Annotated in this window: 24 protein-coding genes, 1 tRNA gene and 2 rRNA genes; 3 read left to right on the forward strand and 24 right to left on the reverse strand. The window is 70.8% G+C overall.

Annotation, left to right across the window (positions count from 1 at the left end; genetic code table 11):
* Positions 1-316 (forward strand): tyrosine-type recombinase/integrase (locus tag ABR571_RS06190; protein WP_409452315.1); only part of this gene is annotated, 316 nt, incomplete at its 5' end.
* A gap of 99 nt (positions 317-415) precedes the next feature.
* On the opposite strand, the gene ABR571_RS06195 is transcribed toward ABR571_RS06190, so the two are convergent.
* The 19 genes from ABR571_RS06195 to ABR571_RS06285 form a co-directional block, all read right to left on the reverse strand.
* Positions 416-489: transfer RNA gene (locus ABR571_RS06195), tRNA-Pro, on the reverse strand.
* A 41-nt stretch (positions 490-530) separates the two neighbouring features.
* Entirely contained in the window at positions 531-1,877 is a 1,347-nt protein-coding gene (der, locus tag ABR571_RS06200; protein ID WP_409452316.1) for a ribosome biogenesis GTPase Der, read from the reverse strand.
* 73 nt (positions 1,878-1,950) lie between these two features.
* Positions 1,951-2,622, reverse strand: coding sequence for a lysophospholipid acyltransferase family protein (locus tag ABR571_RS06205; RefSeq protein WP_409452317.1), 672 nt, complete (start codon positions 2,620-2,622; stop codon positions 1,951-1,953).
* Positions 2,622-3,296 carry a (d)CMP kinase gene (gene cmk, locus ABR571_RS06210; protein WP_409452318.1) on the reverse strand — a complete coding sequence of 225 codons (675 nt, stop codon included), beginning with the start codon at positions 3,294-3,296 and terminating at the stop codon, positions 2,622-2,624. The genes ABR571_RS06205 and cmk overlap by 1 nt, the downstream gene beginning before the upstream one ends.
* A 19-nt stretch (positions 3,297-3,315) precedes the next feature.
* Positions 3,316-3,678, reverse strand: coding sequence for a chorismate mutase (aroH, locus tag ABR571_RS06215; RefSeq protein ID WP_409452319.1), 363 nt, complete (start codon positions 3,676-3,678; stop codon positions 3,316-3,318).
* Positions 3,679-3,687: 9 nt separating this feature from the next.
* Positions 3,688-4,431: a pseudouridine synthase gene (locus ABR571_RS06220; protein WP_409452320.1), complete on the reverse strand. Its 744-nt coding sequence runs from the start codon at positions 4,429-4,431 to the stop codon at positions 3,688-3,690.
* Positions 4,421-5,074 carry an SMC-Scp complex subunit ScpB gene (scpB, locus tag ABR571_RS06225; RefSeq protein WP_409452321.1) on the reverse strand — a complete coding sequence of 218 codons (654 nt, stop codon included), beginning with the start codon at positions 5,072-5,074 and terminating at the stop codon, positions 4,421-4,423. Before scpB ends, ABR571_RS06220 begins: the two co-directional genes overlap by 11 nt.
* On the reverse strand, positions 5,071-5,925 hold the full coding sequence (locus ABR571_RS06230) for a segregation and condensation protein A (protein ID WP_409452322.1): 855 nt from the start codon (positions 5,923-5,925) through the stop codon (positions 5,071-5,073). Before ABR571_RS06230 ends, scpB begins: the two co-directional genes overlap by 4 nt.
* Entirely contained in the window at positions 5,922-6,824 is a 903-nt protein-coding gene (locus ABR571_RS06235) for a ParA family protein (protein WP_409452323.1), read from the reverse strand. Before ABR571_RS06235 ends, ABR571_RS06230 begins: the two co-directional genes overlap by 4 nt.
* 70 nt (positions 6,825-6,894) lie before the next feature.
* Entirely contained in the window at positions 6,895-7,860 is a 966-nt protein-coding gene (locus ABR571_RS06240) for a site-specific tyrosine recombinase XerD (RefSeq protein ID WP_409452324.1), read from the reverse strand.
* The gene (locus ABR571_RS06245; RefSeq protein ID WP_409452325.1) at positions 7,836-8,447 is read right to left on the reverse strand and encodes an NUDIX domain-containing protein; all 612 of its coding nucleotides are present in this window, start codon (positions 8,445-8,447) and stop codon (positions 7,836-7,838) included. Before ABR571_RS06245 ends, ABR571_RS06240 begins: the two co-directional genes overlap by 25 nt.
* Entirely contained in the window at positions 8,447-10,198 is a 1,752-nt protein-coding gene (locus ABR571_RS06250; protein ID WP_409452338.1) for a CTP synthase, read from the reverse strand. The genes ABR571_RS06245 and ABR571_RS06250 overlap by 1 nt, the downstream gene beginning before the upstream one ends.
* 89 nt (positions 10,199-10,287) lie before the next feature.
* Positions 10,288-10,617: a hypothetical protein gene (locus ABR571_RS06255; protein WP_409452326.1), complete on the reverse strand. Its 330-nt coding sequence runs from the start codon at positions 10,615-10,617 to the stop codon at positions 10,288-10,290.
* 15 nt (positions 10,618-10,632) lie between these two features.
* Positions 10,633-11,550 (reverse strand): copper transporter, encoded by a 918-nt coding sequence (locus ABR571_RS06260; protein ID WP_409452327.1) that lies wholly within the window; start codon positions 11,548-11,550, stop codon positions 10,633-10,635.
* Positions 11,547-12,725: a putative cytokinetic ring protein SteA gene (steA, locus tag ABR571_RS06265; RefSeq protein WP_409452328.1), complete on the reverse strand. Its 1,179-nt coding sequence runs from the start codon at positions 12,723-12,725 to the stop codon at positions 11,547-11,549. Before steA ends, ABR571_RS06260 begins: the two co-directional genes overlap by 4 nt.
* A 62-nt stretch (positions 12,726-12,787) precedes the next feature.
* Positions 12,788-14,608 (reverse strand): DNA repair protein RecN, encoded by a 1,821-nt coding sequence (gene recN, locus ABR571_RS06270; RefSeq protein WP_409452329.1) that lies wholly within the window; start codon positions 14,606-14,608, stop codon positions 12,788-12,790.
* 63 nt (positions 14,609-14,671) lie between these two features.
* Entirely contained in the window at positions 14,672-15,574 is a 903-nt protein-coding gene (locus ABR571_RS06275) for an NAD kinase (RefSeq protein ID WP_409452330.1), read from the reverse strand.
* A complete protein-coding gene (locus ABR571_RS06280; protein ID WP_409452331.1) occupies positions 15,571-16,383 on the reverse strand; it encodes a TlyA family RNA methyltransferase in 813 nt (270 codons plus the stop codon). Before ABR571_RS06280 ends, ABR571_RS06275 begins: the two co-directional genes overlap by 4 nt.
* A 19-nt stretch (positions 16,384-16,402) precedes the next feature.
* Positions 16,403-16,708, reverse strand: a complete 306-nt coding sequence (locus ABR571_RS06285; RefSeq protein WP_409452332.1) for a hypothetical protein — start codon at positions 16,706-16,708, stop codon at positions 16,403-16,405.
* A gap of 156 nt (positions 16,709-16,864) precedes the next feature.
* Here ABR571_RS06285 and ABR571_RS06290 point away from each other — a divergent pair, with 156 nt between their 5' ends.
* Complete coding sequence (locus tag ABR571_RS06290; protein WP_409452333.1) at positions 16,865-17,209, forward strand: alkyl sulfatase C-terminal domain-containing protein; 345 nt, start codon at positions 16,865-16,867, stop codon at positions 17,207-17,209.
* Positions 17,210-17,226: 17 nt separating this feature from the next.
* On the opposite strand, the gene ABR571_RS06295 is transcribed toward ABR571_RS06290, so the two are convergent.
* The gene (locus ABR571_RS06295; protein ID WP_409452334.1) at positions 17,227-18,339 is read right to left on the reverse strand and encodes an HAD-IIA family hydrolase; all 1,113 of its coding nucleotides are present in this window, start codon (positions 18,337-18,339) and stop codon (positions 17,227-17,229) included.
* A gap of 37 nt (positions 18,340-18,376) precedes the next feature.
* Between ABR571_RS06295 and ABR571_RS06300 the strand changes: the two genes are divergently transcribed.
* The gene (locus ABR571_RS06300; RefSeq protein ID WP_409452335.1) at positions 18,377-19,651 is read left to right on the forward strand and encodes a DUF1015 domain-containing protein; all 1,275 of its coding nucleotides are present in this window, start codon (positions 18,377-18,379) and stop codon (positions 19,649-19,651) included.
* Here ABR571_RS06300 and ABR571_RS06305 read toward each other — a convergent pair.
* The 4 genes from ABR571_RS06305 to ABR571_RS06320 form a co-directional block, all read right to left on the reverse strand.
* Positions 19,593-19,970 carry a single-stranded DNA-binding protein gene (locus ABR571_RS06305; protein WP_409452336.1) on the reverse strand — a complete coding sequence of 126 codons (378 nt, stop codon included), beginning with the start codon at positions 19,968-19,970 and terminating at the stop codon, positions 19,593-19,595. The two genes, ABR571_RS06300 and ABR571_RS06305, sit on opposite strands and share 59 nt — an antisense overlap.
* Positions 19,971-20,104: 134 nt before the next feature.
* Positions 20,105-21,001, reverse strand: coding sequence for a tetratricopeptide repeat protein (locus tag ABR571_RS06310; RefSeq protein ID WP_409452337.1), 897 nt, complete (start codon positions 20,999-21,001; stop codon positions 20,105-20,107).
* Positions 21,002-21,455: 454 nt separating this feature from the next.
* Positions 21,456-21,572 (reverse strand): 5S ribosomal RNA (gene rrf, locus ABR571_RS06315).
* Positions 21,573-21,699: 127 nt separating this feature from the next.
* Positions 21,700-21,972 (reverse strand): 23S ribosomal RNA (locus tag ABR571_RS06320); the annotation flags it as partial.

A 21,972-nucleotide genomic window follows, 5' to 3' on the forward strand; every position in this document is an offset into this window, starting at 1 on the left:
ACGCATCCGGGCGGCAAACGTGTGGCACGAGAGCGGGTACGTGTTCACGACGGAGAACGGGCAGCCGGTGGACCCGCGGAACTTCCTCCGCGCCTTGACGGCCGCTGCGGCGCGCGCCGGGCTGACCGACGTCGGCGTCCACACCCTGCGCCATTCGGCCGCGTCCGCCCTGCTGGAGGCCGGGATCGGGCTCAAGACGGTGAGCGAGATGCTCGGCCACTCGTCGGTGGCCATCACGGGCGACATCTACCAGCACGTCAGCGACGGTGCCGCCCAGGCGGCGGCGGATGCGCTGGCCGCTGCGATCGGAATCTGAGCCGTGTTGCTACACCCGTTGCTACATCTGGCCGGACTATCGAGATCGTCGGGTACCGACGATCTCGATAGTCCCCCGGAAACCCGGGCTTCCATGCTGTCGGGACGACAGGATTTGAACCTGCGACCCCCTGACCCCCAGTCAGGTGCGCTACCAAGCTGCGCCACGTCCCGGCGCCGGACAGGTCCGACGACCGCCGGTAACCCTATCGTGCCTAGCGTTTCCGCTTTTCCCGGACGCGGACTGAGATCTCGATCGGCGTCCCGGTGAACTCGAAGTCCTCACGCAGCTTGCGCTCGAGAAAGCGGCGGTAGCCGGCCTCCAGGAAGCCGGTCGTGAACAGGACGAAGCGGGGCGGGCGGGTGTCGGCCTGCGTGGCGAACAGCACCCGCGGCGCCTTGCCGCCGCGCGCCGGCGGCGGCGTCTGACTGACGACCTCGCTGAGCCAGGTGTTCAGCCGGCCGGTTGAGATACGCCGGTCCCACGAGCCCAGCGCGGTACGCAGCGCGGCGGCCAACTTCTCCACCGCGCGGCCGGTCTTGGCCGAGACGTTGATGCGCGGCGCCCATGCGACCCGGGCGAGGTCGCGTGCGACCTCCTTCTCGAGCAGGTCGTGGCGGTCCTCGTCCAGCAGATCCCACTTGTTGAAGGCGAGCACGAGGGCGCGGCCGGCGTCCACGACCTCGGCGATCACCCGCTGGTCCTGCTCGCTGATGCGGTCCGCCGCGTCCAGCAGGACCACGGCGACCTCGGCCGCTTCGATCGCCGCCGCGGTCCGAAGGCTGGCGTAGTACTCCATGCCGCTGGCCTGGTGGACGCGGCGGCGCAGCCCGGCGGTGTCGACGAACCGCCAGACCTCGCCACCCAGCTCGACCAGGCTGTCGACGGGGTCGATGGTGGTGCCGGCGACCGAGTCGACCACCGAGCGGTCCTCGCCGGTCAGCCGGTTGAGCAGGCTGGACTTGCCGACGTTCGGGCGGCCGACCAGCGCCACCCGGCGAGGGCCCCCTTCGACGTCAACGTCGGCCGGAGCGTCGGGCAGGAGCTCGAGGACCGCGTCGAGCAGGTCACCGCTCCCCCGGCCGTGCAGGCCGCTCACCGGGCGCGGCTCACCGAGTCCGAGGGACCACAGTTCCGCGGTGTCCGGCTCCAGCCGTTCGTCGTCGACCTTGGTCACGGCCAGCACGACGGGCCGTTTGGCGCGTCGCAGCGTGCGGGCCACCACCAGATCGGTGTCAGTGGCGCCGGTGCGCCCGTCCACCACGAAGAGCACGACGTCGGCCGTGGCCACCGCCCGCTCGGCCTGGGCGGAGACCATCGCCTGCAGGCCGCGCGCGTCCGGCTCCCATCCGCCGGTGTCCACGAGGGTGAAGCGGCGTCCGTTCCAGAGCGCGTCGTAGGCGACCCGGTCGCGCGTCACGCCGGGGACGTCCTGGACCACGGCTTCGCGGCGTCCGAGGATGCGATTCACGAGCGTCGACTTGCCCACGTTGGGTCGGCCCACGACCGCGACCACCGGCGCGACCGCGACATCCTCTGCGTTCTGGTCGGGCTCGGTCATTGGCCTACCCTCGCTTCGCTCGGTTCGGCCACCTGAGGACTTCTGCGCCTCTGATTCGCTCCGCAAGCGTCGCTCATGCGGCCAGCCCCAGTTCGGCCGGCAGCGTGGTCTCGGCCACGAGGTCGGCGAGCACCGTGCGCACGCGTTCGGTTGCGGTCAGGACAGCCTGGCGGCTGACCCGCCAGCCGTCGGGCACCCGGCCCAGATCGAGCGCGGTACCGAAGGTGATGAGGACGGCCGGTCGGCGCACCGAGCTGCGGTGGACGAGCCGGTCGGTGCCGTGGCAGGCGACCGGCACGACTTTGGCTCCGGTGCGCAACGCCAGGTAGCCGACGCCGGGTCGCGCCGTCTTCACCAGCCCATCGCCGCGGCTGCCCTCCGGGAAGACGCCGATGACGCCACCGCCCTGAAGCAGGCGCAGCGAAAGCCGCACCGCGGCAACGTCAGGACGGTGCCGGACCACCGGGATCTGCCCGGTGCCTTCGAGCATCGGGGTCCAGAGCCTCGTGAAGGCCTCGGTCTTGACCAGGAAGCTCACGGGGCGGTGGACGAAGCCGAACAGCAGCGGACCGTCCAGGAAGTCGCGGTGGTTGACCGCCAGGATCACCGGCCCGGTCGCGGGGACGTTGTCCAGCCCGCGCATGTCGACCCGGCCGAGCAGGTGCGCGAGCGCCCGAGCGGTCGCCTGGCGTCGCCGCAGCGGCGCCGAGCCCGAGATCCGGTCCGCGAGGGAGGGCGTGTACATCAAGACGCCGCAGCCGACGCCAGCTCGACGAGACGGGCCACGACCTCGTCGACGCCGAGGTCCGTCGTGTCGAGCTCGATCGCATCGGTGGACTGCATCAGCGGACTGGCGGCCCGGCTGCTGTCCAGGCGGTCACGGCGGGCGATGTCGGCGGCCACGGCATCGACGTCGCCGCCCAACTCACCGGCTCGCCGCCGGGCGCGGGCCTCCGGGGTCGCGGTCAGATACACCTTGGGACGGGCGCCGGGCCAGACCACCGAACCGATGTCGCGGCCCTCCACGACGATGGCGCCATCGCCGATGAGCTCACGTTGGGCGTCGACGAGCAGGGCCCGGACCGCCGGGACGGCGGAGACCGCGGACACCGCGGCGGTTGTCTCCGCCGAGCGGATCTCAGTGTCGACCGGCTCGCCGTCGAGGGTGATCGAGACGCTCTGCGGGTCGGTCGAGATCTCGATCTTGGCCGCCTCGACGACGCGGGTGACGGCCACGCCGTCGCTCAGGTCGACGCCGGCCCGCAAGGCGGCGACGGTCGCCGCCCGGTACATCGCACCGGTGTCGAGGTAGCGCGCCTGGAGCTGCTCGGCCAGGCGGCGCGCCACGGTCGACTTGCCCGTACCGGAGGGTCCGTCGAGGGCCACGACGCCGGAGAACGGGGAATGAGTTGCAGGCACGTCCCGAAGGATACGGGCGCTACTGCGGCAGGTCGGTCCGAAGGGCGGCCGCGCCCCGTAGGTACACGTGCCTGATGTCCGCACGTGTGAGCGGCGTCTCCACATGCGCCATCAGTCGCAGCACTCTGGGCATCGAGCCGGGCACGGCGATTTCGGTGGTGCACAGCAACGGGACGTCGGTGAGACCCATCTGGCGGGCGGCGTAGGCGGGGAATTCCGCGGTCAGATCCGGCGTCGCGGTGAAGACGATGCTGATCAGGTCGTCGGGATCGATGCGGTTCCGATGCAGCACCTCGGCCACGAGCTCCGAGGTGCCCTGCAGGATCTCGTCGCGCTCGTTGGCCTCGACCTGGATGGCGCCCCGCACAGCACGAACAGACACGGGCCAACCCTAACGGGGAGCCGATTCGGCGAGGCGGTGCAGGTCGGCCAGTTCGGCGCGGGTCAGTGGCCGCAGCGTGCCCGCCCGCTGCCCGCCCAGATGCACCGGCCCGATCCGCGTCCGCACCAGCCGGCTCACCGGGTGACCGACCTCGGCCAGCAGACGCCGGACGATGTGTTTGCGTCCCTCGTGCAGGACGACCTCGACGATGGCCTGCTTCCCCTGTGCCTGCACGACCCGGAAGGCGTCGACGGTGACGGGGCCGTCGTCGAGTTCGACCCCGGCCCGCAACCGGCGCCCGACCTCCTTGCCGACCGGGCCGGGAACCGTCGCCAGGTACGTCTTGGTGACCCCGAAGGACGGATGCATCAAGCGGTGGGCGAGGTCGCCGTCGTTGGTCAGCAGCAGCAGGCCCTCACTGTCGGCGTCCAACCGGCCGACATGGAACAGGCGCTCGGGCCGATCGCCCAGCAGGTCGGCGATCGTGGGGCGGCCGCGCGAATCGCTCATCGCGCTGAGGACACCGCGGGGCTTGTTCAGGGCCAGGTGGACTAGGTCGTCGCGGACGACGACCCAGTCTCCGTCGATGTGGATCACCGCGGTCAGCGGGTCGACGCGGGCGCCGAGCTGGGCGACCCGGCCGTCCACCGTCACCCGGCCCGCGGCGATCAGCTCTTCGCTGGCCCGCCGGGAGCCGACGCCGGCCGCCGCGAGCACCTTCTGCAGCCGGATGCCCTCGGCGTCAGACGTCATCGGTCGGGAACATGTCCAGTCCCTCGATGTCGGGGAGCAGCGGAGCCAGCGACGGCAGTTCGTCGAGCGACCGCAGTCCCATCTTCTCGAGGAACAGGTCCGTGGTGCGGAACAGCCCGCCGCCGGTCTCGGGGTCGCTGCCCACCTCGACGATCAGGCCACGGGCCAGCAGGGTCCGGACGACGCCGTCGACATTGACGCCGCGGATCGCCGACACCCGGGACCGGGTCACCGGCTGCCGGTAGGCGATCACGGCCAGCGTCTCGAGCGCCGCCTGGGTCAACCGGCTGCGCTGCCCCTCTTGCAGGAACTGTTCGACCACCTCGGCGTGATCGGGGCGGGTGTAGATCCTGACGCCACCGGCGACGGGCCGCAGTTCGATGCCCGCACCACGGTCGTCGTATGCGGTGCGCAGCGAGTCGAGGGCCTGCTCGACGGCGTCGGTGGGCTGCTGCACGGCGACCGCAAGGGCGGCGACCGTCACCGGCGCCTCGACGACGAAGAGGATCGCCTCGAGCGCGGCGGCGAGCCGGTCGACGTCAACCGGCTGCGCGGTGGCGACGGGGGGCAGCTGTTCCTCGATCTCGGAGGCGTCGCTGATGATTTCGTCGGACGTCGCTTCGTCGGACACTGTCTCGCTCATCCGTAGTCCTCGTCGGTGCTGATCTCGGCGTCGGCGTCCTTCGGCCCGACCCAGCGAACGCGCAGCTCGGCCAGCGCATCGGCCTGGTCGAAGGCCACGGAGTCGGTCTTGTACAGCTCCAGCAGGCCCAGGAACCGGGCCACGACCTCGATCGTCATCGTGCAGTCGCTGACGAGGGCCCGGAACGTCGCGGCCCCCTGCCGGCGCAGCCGCTCGGCAATGATCACCATCTGCTCGCTGACGCTCACCTGCGGCGCATGCACGTGGTCGGTCATCACGAGCGGAACGGGCTTGGGGACCATCGCCTGGGCGGCGACCGCGGCGAACTGCGACGGGCTCACCCCGATGAGCACTTCGGGCAGCAACGACGCGAAGCGCGGTTCCAGCTCGACCGCGCGGCCGTGCCGGCGCGACTGGGCGCGGTCGAGCTCGCCGAGGTAGCCGGCGGCCAGCTTGTACGCGCGGTACTGCAGAAGGCGCGCGAAGAGCAGGTCGCGCGCTTCCAGCAGCGCGAGGTCCTCCTCGTCCTCGACCTCGGCGGCGGGGAGCAGCCGCGCGGTTTTCAGGTCGAGGAGGGTGGCCGCCACGACCAGGAACTCGGTGGCCTTGCCCAGATCCCACTTCTCCATGCCGGCGAGATAGCTGATGAACTCGTCGGTCACCTGGGACAGCGACACCTCGGTCACGTCGAGCTGGCGGCGGCTGATCAGGTTCAGCAGCAGGTCGAACGGGCCCTCGAAGTTGTCCAGCCGGACACTGAACACGCCGGACGTGCCCCGCTGTTCGGCCATGGCGGGCGGCTCGGCGACGAGCTCGGCGATCTCGACGGCGTCCTCGGCAGAGAGGGTCATGACCGGGAGATGACTTCGCGGGCGAGGTTCCGGTAGGCCTTCGCCCCGGACGACGACGGCGCCCACGAGGTGATGGGCTCGCCGGCCACGGTCGTCTCGGGGAAGCGGACGGTCCGAGAGATGACGGTGTCGAACACGGTGTCGCCGAACGCCTCCAGCACGCGGGAGAACACCTCGCGGCCATGCAGCGTCCGCCCGTCGTACATCGTGGCGAGGATGCCGTCGAGCTTCAGCTCGGGATTCAACCGCTGCTGCACCTTCTCGATGGTGTCAATGAGCAGCGCGACCCCGCGCAGGCTGAAGAACTCGCATTCCAGCGGGATGATCACCCCGTGCGACGCCGTCAGGGCGTTGATCGTGAGCAGGCCGAGTGACGGCTGGCAGTCGATCAGGACGAAGTCGTAGGTGTCGAGCACGGGGGCCAGCGCCCGGGCGAGCGTCTGCTCGCGAGCCACCTCGCCCACGAGCTGAATCTCCGCCGCCGACAGGTCGATGTTGCTTGGCAGCAGATCGATGCCGGGAACCGACGTCTTCAGCAGCACGTCCTCGATGGCGACGTTGCGCTCCATCAGCAGGTTGTAGGTGGTGCGGTCGAGCTGATGGGGCTGGACGCCGAGGCCGGCCGACAGCGCACCCTGCGGGTCGAAGTCGACGAGCAGCACTCGCCGCCCGACCTCGGCCAGGGCCGCTCCCAGGTTGATGGCCGAGGTCGTCTTGCCGACCCCGCCCTTCTGGTTGCACAACGAGACGACCCGCGCCGGGCCGTGGCGCTGCAACGCCGGCGGCTCTTCGATCTTGCGCTTGCGCCGCGCGATCGCCGGGTCGGAGGGCTTGCTCGGCTCGACGGGGAACAACGCGCCGGACAGGGAGTCGTCGTCGGAGGGCGTCGAACTGCTCACGAGCGCACTGCCCTCCTGTTCCATGGATCGGCGCCGAGGCTACCGCAGCATTCGCCGGTTGCCCTGGGACTCATCCGCGCGCCCTCGGGTGGGCTGAGGCGTAGACCTCCCGGAGCGTGTCGACGGTGACCAGGGTGTAGATCTGTGTCGTCATGATCGACGCGTGGCCCAGCAGCTCCTGGACCACCCTGACGTCGGCCCCGCCCTCGAGCAGGTGGGTGGCGAACGAGTGACGCAGGGTGTGCGGCGAGATCCCGGCGGTCAGCCCGGCGCGTTCGGCCGCCGTCCGTAGCACCACCCAGGCGGATTGGCGCGACAGCGGACCGCCGCGGGCATTGAGGAACACCTTGGGCGAGCCGGCGCCGGCTGCCACCAACCCCGGGCGCGCCTGTACCAGGTAGGCGGAGAGGGCGGCGGCGGCGAACGACCCGACCGGCACGCGTCGCTGCTTGTCACCCTTACCGGTCAGCAGGACCGTGTTGTCGGTCAGGTCGAGATCGTCGATATCGAGGCCGACCGCCTCGGATATCCGGGCACCCGTCCCGTACAACACCTCGAGCAGTGCCCGGTCACGCAGGGCGAGGGCGGTTCCGGCGTACCCGGCGGCCTCGAGCAGGCGTTCCACGTCGTCGAGCGGGATCGCCTTCGGCAGCCGGCGCGGCGGGGCTGCCGAGCGGACCTCGCGTGACACGTCGGTCTCGACCAACGCGTCGTCGAGCGCGAACCGGTGCAATCCGCGCACCGCCGCCATCGCCCGGGCCACAGACGTGGCCGACAGCGCCGGGTGGTCGTCGTCGCCCTCCCGCAGGTAGGCGAGGAAGGCGCTCACCGCCACCGCGTCGACGTCCGCCATCGACGTGATTGCGCGTTCGGCGAGGTAGTCGAGGTACCGCGCGAGGTCACGACGGTACGCGGTGAGTGTATTGGTGGCGACGCCGCGCTCGACCGCCAAATGGTCGAGGTAGCTGCGCACGGCCGCGGCCGGGTCCAGCCGGCGCGACGCGGCTACCGTCACCGGGCCGGCCGCGCCGGCCACCGGGCATCGGGCGGGCGCAGATCGCGCCAGCCCGTCGCCCGTCCGTGAACCGCGGCGAGGATGCCCGCTACGGCCGAGGAGTTGGTGATGTCGCCGGCCAACACGCGGCGCACGGCCTGGGACAGCGGCTCCCGGTAGGCGGTCATGGTGAGCTCTTCGTGCTCGGCGGTGAAGTCGCTCACCGAGCCCGCGCTGATGCCGCGGGCCAGGTAGATCCGCACGGCCTCGTTGGAGAAGCCGGGCGACGAGTGCAGGTCGATCAGGACGGTCCACTCCTGGGCCGTCAACCCGGTCTCCTCGGCCAGCTCGCGCTTGGCCGCCTCGAGTGGCGGCTCACCGTCGATGTCGAGCAGCCCGGCCGGCAGCTCGTCCAGCCGGGCGGCGACAGCCGGGCGGTACTGGTTGACGAGCACGACCTTGCCGTCGTCGTCCAGCGCCACGATGGCGACGGCGCCGGGGTGCGCGACGACCTCGCGTTTCACGACCTGGCCGTCACTCATCCGGACGTCGTCCACGCGGACGGTGATCACCTTGCCGTCGAAGACGCGAGTCGAGCCCACGACCTCGTAGGGGTCCAGTTCGCCCATCAGCCGACGGCTCGCACGGGCGGCTCGCCGTCCGCGGCGGTCAGCAGGGCAGCGACCGACGGCGGCCGGTCGTAGTCGGGGATCTCGACCGGCAGTCGCTCGGCCGCGTTGTACGCCAAGGCCGCCGCAACGAAGGCCCGGAAGAGCGGATGGGCCCGCGTCGGGCGGGACTTGAGCTCGGGGTGGGCCTGCGTCCCGGCGTAGAACGGGTGAATCTCCGGAGGCAGCTCGACGAACTCCACCAGCCGGCCGTCGGGCGAGTCCCCCGACACCACCAGGCCCGCCTTCTCCAGCTGGTCGCGGTACTCGTTGTTGACCTCGTACCGGTGGCGATGGCGCTCGGACACCGAGGTCGAGCCGTAGGCCTGGGCTACGATCGAACCGGGCACCAGGTTCGCCGGGTACGCGCCGAGGCGCATGGTTCCACCCAGGTCGGCCTGACCGGCCACCGCGGCCACCTGGCTCGCCATCGTCGCGATCACCGGGTCCGGGGCCTCCGGCTCGAACTCGGCGGAGTTGGCGCCCTCCAGCCCGGCGAGGTTGCGGGCCGCCTCGATGACCATGCACTGCAGCCCCAGGCACAGCCCGAGCGCGGGGATCCCCCGTTCGCGCACGTGCCGCAACGCCCCGACTTTCCCCTCGATGCCGCGAATCCCGAAGCCGCCGGGGATCACGACGCCGTCCATTCCGGCCAGCGCTGCGGCTGCACCGGCCGGGGTCTCGCAGGAGTCCGACGGGATCCAGCGGATCTGCACACGAGCGCGGTGGGCGAACCCGCCGGCCCGCAGCGCCTCGACGACGGAGAGATAGGCGTCGGGCAGATCGATGTACTTGCCTACCAGACCGACAGTGACATCGCTCTTCGGGTTGCGGACCCGGTCCAGCAGATCGCCCCAGACCGTCCAGTCGACGTCGCGGAAGGGTAGGCCCAGCCGGCGTACCACGTACGCGTCGAGGCCTTCGGAGTGCAGCACCTTGGGAATCTCGTAGATGCTCGGGGCGTCGACCGCAGCCACCACCGCCTCGGCGTCGACGTCGCACATCAGCGAGATCTTGCGCTTGACCGAGTCCGGCAGCTCGCGGTCGGACCGGCAGACGACGGCATCCGGGCTGATGCCGATGCTGCGCAGCGCCGCGACCGAGTGCTGGGTGGGCTTGGTCTTGAGCTCGCCGGACGGCGCGAGGTAGGGCACCAGCGAGACGTGCAGGAAGAAGCAATTCTCGCGCCCGACGTCGTGCCGGACCTGGCGAGCGGCCTCGAGGAAGGGCAGCGATTCGATGTCGCCGACCGTGCCCCCGACCTCAGTGATCACGATGTGCGGAGGGTGCCCGTCGGGACCGGGCGCGGCCATGGCCCGGATCCGGTCCTTGATCTCGTTCGTGATGTGGGGAATGACCTGCACCGTGTCACCCAAGTACTCGCCGCGGCGTTCTTTGGCGATCACGCTCGAGTACACCTGGCCCGTGGTGACGTTGGCCGAACCGACGAGATCGGTGTCGAGGAAGCGTTCGTAGTGACCGATGTCCAGGTCGGTCTCGGCGCCGTCCTCGGTCACGAAGACCTCGCCGTGCTGGAACGGGTTCATCGTCCCGGGATCGACGTTGAGGTAGGGGTCGAGCTTCTGCATGGTCACGCGGAGGCCGCGCGCCTTGAGAAGTGAGCCGAGGCTGTAGGCCGTGAGGCCCTTACCCAGCGACGAGGCGACGCCTCCGGTGACGAAGAGGTGCTTGGTAGCCACCGTATTGGCCAGGTGTGCGGTGCCAGCCGCCGTCCGATCCACGGAAGTTCACGCTAACACGGTCTGCCGACGCGGCGCGCAACGTGCCCTCGACGCGCCGCTCATGTCAACCCGTTCTCGACTTCCAGCACGCGCTGGGCCTGCCGTAGGTGTTCGTCGGTGAGCAGCCCGCTGGCGTGCATCTGCCGGATCAACCGGGCGCGGGAGTAGGAGGTGGGAGCGAAGGGTGCGGTGGCGCCCACCAGCACGAGGGCCAACTGGCGCGCGGTCGCCAGAACGGAGTGGTCGGGTTCCTGGCCGAGCGCGGGGAGGACCTCGGCCCCGTCGCGCCGGACCCAGAGCGGCGCGAGCGTTCCGGACACCTCGGCCAGCCGGTCCCGCACGAACGCCGCCAGCGCAACGACAGCCTGGGGCGAGGTAGGGATCTCCATACGCTCCTACTTGTCCTACTTCGCGGGTGCGGGGAAGAGCGCGTTGGCGCCCTCTTCCGTACCGTAATGCCCAACCAGACCCTTGCTCGCACCGGCGAGGGCGAGGACGGCCGAGACCTGGCCGAAGGAGTCGTTCGCGTTGTCGACGGTACTCACGGTGGCGTGATCGGTCTTCGACTTTCGCACCAGAGCCACCAGTCCGCCCTGCTGGGCCGAGCTGCTGTCCCCGGCGACCACGACGTGCCCACCGGCGCTCGCCAGCGCCGTCACCAACGACAGTTCGGCCGTACCGGCATAGTCTTTGGTCGACATCGCGCCGTGGCCGAGCACGACCACCGTCGTCGACGGCGTGATCCCCTGACCTTCCAGCGTCAGCATGTGCAGTTCGGAGAACCCGCTGATCACCTGGGTGAGATCGGTGCGCTCGCCGTGCCCGAGCAGCACGTACGCCAGCAGGGCGCCGCCGAGTTCGTCGGCGTTAGGCGTCTCGGGCAAGGTGAGCCCGATCGGGTGCAAGGCCCCGGTGGCCAGCGAGTTGATGCCCGCTCCGCGCGACGGATCGAGGTATGCCTTGGTCAGCGTGACCTTGCCGCTGATCTTGCCCCCCGCCGCGGCGACCTGCTGGGACAGGCCGTCCTGCGTCTCGTTCGTCGCACCGGGCAGGACGATCTCCAGGACGTTCTTGTTCGTCAGTGAATCAGCGACGAGCTGCGTTCCGTACGTGGCCGCGAACTGCCCGGCGTTGTCGATCTGGCCCTGCATGATCTTGACCTGTGCGGCCAGGGTGTCCCGCTGCTTCTTCGCGTCGTTGACCTGGTTGCGCAGGTCCTTGGTGATCGGCCCGTTCAGCGCGGTCGTGCCGACCACGATGCCGAGGGCGAGCGCCAGGAACACGGCGACGATGGACACGAGGTGGTACCGGAAGGAAATCACGAGAACTTGTCCTGTATCCAATCGACGGCAGAGTTCCAGTCGTGGTGCAGCGAGCCGAGATAGGTTCGGCCCGAGTCGGAGATGGCCAGCGCCGCGACGATCGCGACCAGAGCAGCGATCACCAGCAGCAGCAGCGCGGCTCCGGAGATCCGGTTGCGGTAGAGCCGGGACACGCTGTGGGCGTCGACGACCTTGGCGCCGAGACGGAGCCGGGTCAGGAAGGTCGACGCCATCCCGGTGCGGCCGCGGTCGAGGAACTCCGTCAGCGTGGCATGACTGCCCACTGCGACGACGAGTTCGGCGCCCTTGTCGTCGGCGATGAGCATCGCCGCGTCCTCACTGGTGCCGGAGGTCGGGAAGGTGACAGCTTCGATGCCGAGATCCTGAATCCGGGCCAGGCCCGGAGCGCGGCCATCCGGGTACGCGTGCACGATGACCTCGGCCCCGCTGGCCAGCGCCGTGTCGGACACCGCGTCCATGTCGCCCACGATCATGTGCGGCTTCAAGCCGGCCTCGATCAGAGCGTCGGCCCCGCCGTCGACTCCGACGAGTACCGGTTTGTACTCGCGGATGTAGTGCTTCAGTGACTTGAGGTCCTGCTCGTAGTCGTGCCCGCGGAGGACGACGAGCGCATGCCGGCCGGCGAAGCTGGTCCGGACGTCGGGAATGCCCTCGCCGTCCAACAGCAGATGGCGCTCACGGTCCATGAAATCAGCCGTGTTGACCGCGAACGCCTCGAGCTGGGACGACAGGCCCGACTTCGCTTCGAGCATCAGCGTCTTGACGGTCTCGATGTCCTGCCGCGTGCCGGTGACGACCGGGGTCTCGCCGAGGAAGACTGTGTGTCCGTCGATCCGGACCTTGGTGCCCTCCTTCACCGACGCGAAGATCTCGCCGCCGACATTGTCCAGCAGCAGGATGCCGTGCGAGACGATCAGCTGCGGCCCGAGGTTGGGGTAGCGCCCGGAGATGCTCGGCTGGGCGTTGATGATCGCGGCCGGCTTGGCGGCGACGAGCGTTTCGGCCGACATCCGGTCGAGGTCGACGTGATCGATGATCGCGATGTCGCCGGGGTTCAGCCGGCCCGCCAAACGGGGGGTACGGCGGTCCAACCGGGCGACGCCCGAGACGCCGGGAAGGGCGTCAGCGCGCCGGCGGAGTGTTGCGAGCCTCATGGCTGCCTATCGTGCCACTCGTTCCCGGGTCGGCCTCGTTCCGCCACGCGGGCCGGAGACCCTCAGCGACCGGCTTTGGCGGGCTTCCTCGCCTTGACGGCGCGCGGCCGGACGCCGCGACCACCCTGGTCCAGCCGGTCCTCGGCGGCGCCGGCGAGCAGCTCGGCGGCGTGCTCGCGGGCAGTCGCCGTGCCCGAGCCGGCGAGCATCCGGGCCAGCTCGGCGATCCGCTCGTCGGCGGTGACAATGCGGACATCGCTCGCCGTGACCCCGCCGTCGCCGGCGACCGGCTTGTCGACCACGACATGGCGGTCGGCGAAGGCCGCCACCTGGGGCAGGTGCGTGACGACGAGCACCTGACGATCGCGGGCCAGCCGGGCCAGGCGGCGGCCGACGTCGACCGCCGCGCGGCCGCCGACCCCGGCGTCCACCTCGTCGAAGACGAGCGTGGGACCCGGGTCGGCGCCAACGAGGCAGACCTCGAGCGCAAGCATGACGCGGGACAACTCCCCCCCGGACGCTCCGCGGCCCACGGGGAGCGCCGGCGCTCCGGGATGCGGCTGGAGGACCAGCGCGACCTCGTCCACCCCATCGGCGGTGACGGCGACCTGCTCGCCCGCGACGACCAGGTCGGGCAGTCCGGCCGTCGGCGGCCGCCCCGTGACCTCCACCTGCAGGCGCGCGTTCGGCATGGCGAGCGCGCCCAGTTCGGCGGTGACCGCCGCGGCCAGCTCGCCGGCGGCCTTCTTGCGCTGCTCGGACATGGCGGCGGCCAGGGCGGCCACCTCAGCGCCCGCGGCCTCACTGGCCGACCGTAGCTGGGCGATGGCCTCGTCGGAGACGTCGATCTGGGCCAGCCGGACGTGGGCGGCCTCGGCCCACCGCAGCACCCCCTCGACCGACGGCTCCGGTTCGTCGCAGTACTTGCGGATGAGCGCCCCGAGGGCCGCCCGTCGCGTTTCGGCCTGCTCGAGACGAGCCGGGTCGGCGTCCAGCAGCTGGGCGTAGCTGCCGAAGTCGGCGCCGAGGTCCGCCGTGAGCGCGGCCAGCTCCGCGAGCCGGGCGGCCAGGGCGTCGAGCTCAGGGTCGGCACCGTGCTGTTGAGCGAGCGTGCGGCTGACCGTACCGAGCAACTGCTGGACGTCGGCGGCCTCACCGTTCGGATCGTCGGCGTCGCCCACGAGCGCATCGTGGGCGGTTCGCGCGGCCTGGGTGAGGGCCTCGGCGTGTCCGAGGCGACCGGCGAGTGCGGCCAGTTCCTCGGCCTCGCCGGCGCGCGGAGCGACGGCTTCGATCTCGGCGATGCCGTGGCTCAGCAGGTCGGATTCCCGGCGCAGCTCGGCGGCATGGGCGACCCGGTCGGCCAGCTCGGCCGCGGCCGTTCGCCACCGGCCGTAGGCCCGGGCGAAGGATTCCCGGTCGATGCCGGCGTAGCGGTCCAGGGCGGCGCGTTGCGCCGTCGGCCGGACGAGGCGTAACTGGTCGGACTGCCCATGGACGGCGAGCAGGTGGTCGGCGAGATCGGACAGGACCGCGACCGGCGCCGGAGCGCCGCCGACGTAGGCTCGCGACCGCCCGTTCGCGCCGACGACTCGGCGCAGGACCAGCTCGCCTCCGTCGTCGAGCTCGCCGCCGGCGTCGCGGACTCGCTGGGCGGCCGCAGAATCGGGCGGCACCCCTAGCCGGCCGTCGACGCTCGCCTGCTCGCTGCCGGTCCGGACTTGGGCGGAGTCGGCCCGTCCGCCGAAGAGCAGCAGCAGTCCGGTCACCACCATGGTCTTACCGGCACCCGTCTCGCCGGTGACCACGGTCAGGCCCGGGCCGAGGGGCAGCACGGCCTCGTCGATCACCCCGAGGCCGCGGATCCGCAGCTCCTCCAGCATGGTCGAAGGCTATCCGGGGCACCGACGATCAGCGGGCGGCGGTCCACAGTGGGCGGGCCGGCGTCAGTCGTCGACCTCACCCAGCGGAGGCGAAGCCTCGCGCAAGCTGCGCACCGGGAGCTGGAACCGGGACACCAGACGTTCGGTGAAGCTCACGTCCGCCAGCCGGGCGATCTTCACCGATTGCGCACCGCGGCGCATGCGCACCCGGGCCCCGGCCGGTACCGGGATGGACCGACGGCCGTCGCAGCTGAGCACCGCCTCGTGACCACGGCTGAGCAGGTCGACGTCGACGACCGACGACGGAGCAACGACGATCGGGCGGGCGAACAAGGCGTGGGCGGCGTTGGGAACGACCAGCAGCGCGTCGACATTCGGCCAGATGATCGGGCCGCCGGCCGAGAACGCGTACGCGGTGGAACCGGTCGGGGTGGAGCAGAGCAGCCCGTCACAGCCGAAGCGGAGAAGTGGCCGCTCGTCGACCGCGACAGCGATCTCGAGGATCCGTTCCCGGTTGGTGCGTTCCAGGGACGCCTCGTTGAGCGCCCAGGCCTGCGCGGTGACGACCCCGTCCAGAATGATCTCGGCGTCGACGGTGACCCGCTCTTCAACCTCGTAGTGGCAGCTGACGATCGCCTCGACGGCGGCGTCGAGCGACTCCGGATCGGTCTCGGCGAGGAAGCCGACGTGACCGAGGTTGACGCCAAGCATCGGGACGCCGGCCGGGCGAGCCAGCTCGGCCGCCCGCAGGAACGTGCCGTCGCCGCCCAGCGCCAGGACGAGCTCGCACCCCTCGGCCGCGTCGGGCGCTTCGATCACCCGCACCGATTCCGACATGCATTCCGCGGCCTCGCGGGGCAGCATGCGGACCTCGATACCGGCGTCGTGCAGTTGACGGCTGGTCCGGTCGGCCAGCGTGACGATCTGCCGGCGGGACGTGTGCGCGACGAGCAGGACGGCCCTCATGCCCCACTCCCGTCGGTCGTCACTCGCTGCCTGATCTCGTCCTCGGTCATTCCCGGTTGAGCATGTCGGCGCAACCAGAGGAAGAACTCCACGTTGCCCGACGGGCCGGGCAAAGGGCTTCGCGCCACGCCGTGCGCCGGCCAGCCCAATTCGGCGGCGATGCGCGCGACGCGCACCACGGCGTCGGCGCGGTGCGCGGGATCGCGGACCACGCCGCCGACGCCCAGCCGTTTGCGACCGACTTCGAACTGCGGCTTCACCATCGGCAGCAGATCCCCGTCGTCGGTGGTGGCGCCGATCAGTGCCGGCAGGACGATCGGCAGCGAAATGAAGGAGAGATCCGCGACCGTCAGCTCAGCGGCGCCGCCGATGGCGTCTGCCGTCAGGGAGCGGACGTTGGTGCGATCGACGATGGTGACCCGATCGTCCGTGCGCAGCGACCAGGCCAGTTGGCCGTAGCCGACGTCGACGGCCACCACTTCCCTGGCGCCCGCGCGCAGCAGCACGTCGGTGAATCCGCCGGTCGACGCGCCGGCGTCGAGGCAGCGCTTGCCGGTCACCGTGATCTCCGGGAATTCCGCGAGTGCGCCGGCCAGCTTGTGGCCGCCTCGCGACACGTAGCCAGGATCGTCATCGTCGGGAAGGACGCGCACGGACGCGTCGCCGTCGACACCGGTGGCCGGTTTGGTTGCGGGCACGCCGCGAAGCTGGACCCGCCCGGCGGCGATCAGCTCGCTGGCGTGTTCCCGCGAGCGGGCCAGACCGCGGCGGACAAGCTCGGCATCGAGCCGGGTCAGGCGGTTGGCCACGGCCGACTACTTGCGCGAGTCACGCGTCGTCGATGGAGGCGAGCGCGTTCTGCAGCTCGACATGGATGCGCTGGTAGGCGTCCGGGTGGTCGGCGAGGTCGAGACCGCTCAGGTTGCCGAGTTCGGCCAGCGCGCGACCGACTTCCGGGCTCGAGGGCTCAGCCGTCGCTGTCTCGGGCGTAGCCGGGTGCGGGGCAGCCGCGTCGACCTCGTCAGCGGCCGCACCGCCCTCGGCGGAGTCGGTGGAGTCGGCCGTACCCGCGTCCACCGGCCCCTTGGCGGCCGCCTCGCGGCCGGCATCCTCGCTCTCGGGTGTGTCCGACACGCGTACCTCCTCCGCCGACGCCGACCCACTCACCTGCGCCCCAAACCGTACCGGGATCGGGCTGCGGTAGCGTCGATCGGGCGGCGCCGGCGGCTCCTCGGAGCCATCAATCACCGCGTTCAGAAGTCCCCAAATCCAGTTTCGAGAGGATCCGGCGTGGCGACAGTCGAGCAGTGCGAGCAGGCGTTGCGCACGCTGGCGCAGCGGCTCGCGGACAACGATCCGTCGCGGCGCAGGGCGGGCTTCGACCGCAGCCTCACGTGCACGATCCGCGACCTCGACGTCGTGTTCTCCGGACGCCTGAGCGACGGTCAACTGGTCGATATCGGGCGAGCAACCACGAATGCCACTGGGAACGCGCAGGTGCGGCTCACCATGACGAGTGACGACCTACTCGCCTTGGTGGACGGTCAGCTCAAGATGGCATCCGCCTGGGCCACCGGCCGGGTCAAGGTCGACGCTGGCGTGCGCGACCTGATGCGGCTGCGGTCGATCTTCTGACCACACCGGCCGACGGTTCACGCCAAGCCGAGCCGGCCGAGGACCTCCCCCGCCGCCTCGCGGCCCGGGTCGGTATCGGGGTGTACGCGAATTCCGTCAGCTCCCCTGTCGGGGAAGGCGGCCCAGGCCGCCGCGCACAACGCTCGCCAAGCATCGAGATCACCGGCTCCAGCTTCGTCTGATCCCGCAGACGCCGCGGCCCCGGCGGCCTGCTTCAGAATGAGCGCAGCGTCTCCTTCGACGTCCGTGCACCCCGCCTGCCAAGCCCCACAAACCGCGCCGCCGTCGACGACGCGCGGCTCCGGATGGGCAACGAGCAGTGCGCTGACGTCGGACCCAAGATAACTCGGACGCAGTTTCGGCGGCGCCTCGATGGCGGCCCGCACCGAGGTCACACCGGACAGGACCAGCAGGCTGGCGCAGCCGACGGCGTTGGCACCTTCGATATCGGTATCCAACCGGTCGCCGACCACGATCGGGTCGTTCGCCTCCGACCGGAGCAGCGACTCGCGATGCATCGTCGGGTCGGGCTTTCCAGTGACGACCGGCTCCCGCCCGGTGGCCATTCGCAGCGCGGCGACCAGCGACCCGTTGCCGGGAAGCGGCCCGCGCGGCGAGGGCACCGTGGGGTCGACGTTCGTAGCAACCCACAGGACACCGCGATTGAGCGCAACCGCACCCTCGGCGAGCATCTGCCAGTTGAGGTCGGGCGAGTAGCCCTGTACCACGGCGTCCACCTGGCCGGTGGCGTCGGAGACCGGAACCAGGCCGCGTTCCCGCAGCGCCTGTTCCAGACCAGAAGTGCCGACCACCAACACGCGTGCCCCGCCGGGCAGGCGTTCCCCGAGGTAGCGAGCCGCGGCCTGGGCGGAGGTGATGACCTCTGACGCTGTCGCCGCGATCCCGAGCTCGGTCAGGTGGTCGGCAACGACGTGCGGTGGCCGCGCAGCATTGTTGGTGACGAAGGCGAGCCGCATGCCGGCGGCCCGGGCCGCGGCCAGGGCCTCCGGCGCACCGGGAACGGCGTCCGGCCCGACGTAGACCACCCCGTCCAGGTCCAGGAGCGCCACGTCGTACTCCTCGGCCAACCGACGAGTCGATCCACGCAGGTACGGGGCCACGGGTCGCATGATCGCACGCGGCCCCGGCTGCGTACGATCGCGACCCATGGGCGAACCCGCAGATCAGGACTCCCCCGGCGGGCTTTCGCTCGCACCGTTCCGAGGCCTGCGTCCCCGGGTGGACGACACGCGCCTCGGTGACCTGTTGTCGCCGCCTTACGACGTCATCGACGCTGATCAGCGCAGCCGGTTGCTGGCGCAGGATCCCGACAACGTGGTCGCGGTCGTGCTCCCGGATCCCACGCCGGACGGATACGCCGAGGCGGCCGAGCGGCTCAACGCTTGGGTCGATCAAGGCCTGTACGCCACGGACGACGAGCCGGCGTTGTACGTCTACGAACTGAGCGGGCCCGACGGTCATGTGACCCGAGGGCTGATGGGGGCGGTCGAACTGCGCGCCGCCGAGGACGGCGTGATCCTGCCGCACGAGAACACGATGGCCGGCCCGGTGGCGGACCGGCTCGAGGTCATGACGGCCACCGGTACCGATCTCGAGCCGATCTACCTCGTGTACGACGGTGGCGGTCCGGCCTCCGCCCTGCTGCGGACCGTCGACTCGCACCACCCCGTCGCCGAGGCCAGGACCCCCGACGGCGTAAAACATCGGCTCTGGCGGGTCACTGAGCCGGAAGCTCTCGACACGGTGGCCGGGGACCTGGCGACCAGGCGGGCGCTGATCGCCGACGGTCATCATCGGTACGCGACCTACCAGGAACGCCAGCGCAGGCGGCGAGCGACGGACGGTGCCGGACCGTGGGATCGCGGTCTCGCGCTGCTGGTCGATTCGTCGGAGTACGGACCGCAGGTACATGCGATCCACCGGGTCATCGGCGGCCTGCCGCTCGCCGACGCGGTCACGGCGTTGGAAGGGTGGGCTGCCGCGGAAGCCGTCCAGACGTCACCGTCGGACACGCTCGCCGCCGTGGACGAGTTCCGCGGGTTCGCGGCGGTGCTCACCGACGGCACCAGTGTCTACATCGTCGCCGACACCGACCGCTTGCTCGCCGGCGCCGCTGCCCGTGCCGGAGACGCCGACGCGCTGACCGACCTCGACGTGACGGTCCTGCACCGTGGCCTGGTCGAACGGGTGTGGCAGCTCACCGACGACGAGTCCACGGTCGGCTACGCCCACAGCGTCGATGACGCCCTGCGGCAGGCGACAGCCGCCGGTGGAATCGCTGTCCTGCTGCGTCCCACGCCGGTGAGCGCGGTCGCGGCCGTGGCCGCGGCCGGTGCCCGCATGCCCCGCAAGTCCACGCTCTTCACCCCGAAGCCGGCGTCCGGCCTGGTGATGCGGCGCCTGGCCGACCAGCCCGGGTGAGCCGGACGCTGGCCGCATCCACCGCGTAACGGCTGGCCGGCCCGGCGGGAGTCCGCCAGAAGCGGCGATGCAGACTGCCCACCACTTCGACGTCATCACCCGCCGCGGCGCGAGCGAGCGTCTTGTGGATGCGGGGCTTCACCGTCGCGCATTCGATGCTGTCGACCTTGGCCCGCTCGCCGGGTGGTCGAGGCACGGTCACCCGGAACACCGCGAGCACGTCGCCGCTCGGGAGATCGCGGTAGATCGGTACGTCGGCCAGCCGGCCACGCAGGAACACGTGGTTGTCAGGGATGGAGGCGTCTTCGGATTTGTTCATGCCGCACATCCTGCGGCTGGGAACCGTCGATTTCACACGCAGTTATCCACCTGTGGACAAAGCTGTGGACTGTGGACGCAGTGACCAACTTGGTCAGTAACGCTTGCTAACCGGCGCGCCGCGGTCGACGGCGCTCACAACAGGGCTGCGGCTCTCTCCGCCGAGTCCAGCTCCCCATCGGGATCCCGCGCCGCCGAGGCGGCGAACCAGCCGGCCGCCTCGTCGGTTCGACCCGCGGCTTGCAGGGCGTCGGCGTAGGCATACCAGAGCCTGGCCGCCCCGGGTCCCGGTCGATCCTTGTCCAAACCTCCGCGAGCGAGCACCGACAGCGCAGCGTCGAGTTGGCCGACGTCGCGCCGCGCTCCGGCGACGACGATGAGCAGCTCGACGCGGGTCTCGGCGTCGAGGCGGCGCACGTCCGGATCGCTGAGCACTCGCGCCGCCTGCTCCGGGCGTCCGAGAGCGCGTTCGCAGTCGGCGATCAGGGGCAGGTTGCGCGGGTCGCCGGAGATCCGTCGGGCGGTGCGGAGCTCGGTGAGCGCCTCAGCCCATTCCTCCGCGTGATAGGCCGCGATGCCGACGGCTTCCCGGACCGCTGCGACGCGGGCCGCCCGGGCCCGGGCGGCGCGGGCCAACGTCAGCGCGCGGCGGGGATCGGTGTCGATCGCCTGGCCGGCGGCGACGAGGTATCGGCCGACGGCGTCCGCGTTGAGCTTGCTCAACGAACGCAGCTCGGCCCGCACCCCGCGATCGAGAAAATTCGGGTCCGCGTCGTCCGGGATGGGCGGCAGGCCGGCGAGGTCCTTCTCGAAGTCCGCGCTGCGATCCCGGCCCGGAGGCGTCCGACGGCGACCCGCCTCAGATGACTCGGCGCGTCGGTCGGTCGGGGCGCGGCGCGGACGGTCGGTCGATCGGGCCTCGCGGCGCGGACGATCCGAACGCTCGTCGCGGGCCGGTGTACCGCGGCGGGGCCGGTCGCTGCGCGACTCCGGCTCGGGGCGGCGGCGCCCGTCGCTCGATCGGGTCGGCACGTCACCGGAGGAGGGTCGTCGGGACGTGTCGGCCCGTGCCGGACGAGCCGGCGAGTCATTCGTGGACCGAGCCGGTCGGCCGGTACCCGCGCCTCGGCGGGTGTCGGGAGCCGCGCCCCGGGACCCAGCGCGCCCGGATGGCGTCGAATCCCCTCGGGAACTTCCCCGGGGGTTGCTCGACGCGGAAGATGACCCGGACGACGAACCGCGGCCGGTGCCTGCGCCGGTGCGGCCGGCCGACCCACCTGCTCGCCGACCGTTGCCGGACGCACTGCGGCTGGACCCGCCGCCGGACGGACGGCCCTGGCCGGAACCCGAGTTGTTGCCGCGGCTCGAACCGCCGGCACCTCGCCGTGGAGTTGACATAACCGATCCATCCCTGTGACCGCCAGTGCGGTAGTTAAAAGCCACGAGGGCCGCTCGGCTAACCGAACGACCCTCGTGGCGAAAATGTGTCCGGCGACGTCCTACTCTCCCACGCAGTGGCCCGCGCAGTACCATCGGCGCTGAGAGGCTTAGCTTCCGGGTTCGGGATGGGACCGGGCGTTTCCCTCTCGCTATGGTCGCCGAAACTTTATGGAGATATGGTCCGCACCGCGGCGCTGTCTCTAAATCAGAAACAGCAGCCACGGGGACCGTACCCCGGGAACCGCACAGTGGACGCGACAGCGCGAGCCTGAGCTCGCAAAGTTGTTGTTTGTGGCAAGTCCTCGGCCTATTAGTACCGGTCAGCTGCACGTGTTACCACGCTTCCACTTCCGGCCTATCAACCCGGTGGTCTAGCCGGGGGCCTTACTCCATAAAGGATGGGAGATCTCATCTTGAAGCGAGCTTCCCGCTTAGATGCTTTCAGCGGTTATCCCTTCCGAACGTAGCCAACCAGCAGTGCTCCTGGCGGAACAACTGGCACACCAGAGGTTCGTCCGTCCCGGTCCTCTCGTACTAGGGACAGCCCTTCTCAAATCTCCTGC

Source organism: Jatrophihabitans sp. (genome assembly GCF_046262535.1).
Taxonomy (GTDB): domain Bacteria; phylum Actinomycetota; class Actinomycetes; order Mycobacteriales; family Jatrophihabitantaceae; genus Jatrophihabitans.

What these genes read in the sequence shown, in the direction of transcription:
- der (WP_409452316.1), bottom strand. Translation starts at nt 1,877, where the DNA reads ATGACCGAGCCCGACCAGAACGCAGAGGATGTCGCGGTCGCGCCGGTG.
- ABR571_RS06205 (WP_409452317.1), bottom strand. Translation starts at nt 2,622, where the DNA reads ATGTACACGCCCTCCCTCGCGGACCGGATCTCGGGCTCGGCGCCGCTG.
- ABR571_RS06220 (WP_409452320.1), bottom strand. Translation starts at nt 4,431, where the DNA reads ATGACGTCTGACGCCGAGGGCATCCGGCTGCAGAAGGTGCTCGCGGCG.
- scpB (WP_409452321.1), bottom strand. Translation starts at nt 5,074, where the DNA reads ATGAGCGAGACAGTGTCCGACGAAGCGACGTCCGACGAAATCATCAGC.
- ABR571_RS06230 (WP_409452322.1), bottom strand. Translation starts at nt 5,925, where the DNA reads ATGACCCTCTCTGCCGAGGACGCCGTCGAGATCGCCGAGCTCGTCGCC.
- ABR571_RS06245 (WP_409452325.1), bottom strand. Translation starts at nt 8,447, where the DNA reads ATGGGCGAACTGGACCCCTACGAGGTCGTGGGCTCGACTCGCGTCTTC.
- ABR571_RS06255 (WP_409452326.1), bottom strand. Translation starts at nt 10,617, where the DNA reads ATGGAGATCCCTACCTCGCCCCAGGCTGTCGTTGCGCTGGCGGCGTTC.
- steA (WP_409452328.1), bottom strand. Translation starts at nt 12,725, where the DNA reads ATGAGGCTCGCAACACTCCGCCGGCGCGCTGACGCCCTTCCCGGCGTC.
- recN (WP_409452329.1), bottom strand. Translation starts at nt 14,608, where the DNA reads ATGCTGGAGGAGCTGCGGATCCGCGGCCTCGGGGTGATCGACGAGGCC.
- ABR571_RS06275 (WP_409452330.1), bottom strand. Translation starts at nt 15,574, where the DNA reads ATGAGGGCCGTCCTGCTCGTCGCGCACACGTCCCGCCGGCAGATCGTC.
- ABR571_RS06295 (WP_409452334.1), bottom strand. Translation starts at nt 18,339, where the DNA reads ATGCGACCCGTGGCCCCGTACCTGCGTGGATCGACTCGTCGGTTGGCC.
- ABR571_RS06300 (WP_409452335.1), top strand. Translation starts at nt 18,377, where the DNA reads ATGGGCGAACCCGCAGATCAGGACTCCCCCGGCGGGCTTTCGCTCGCA.
- ABR571_RS06305 (WP_409452336.1), bottom strand. Translation starts at nt 19,970, where the DNA reads ATGAACAAATCCGAAGACGCCTCCATCCCTGACAACCACGTGTTCCTG.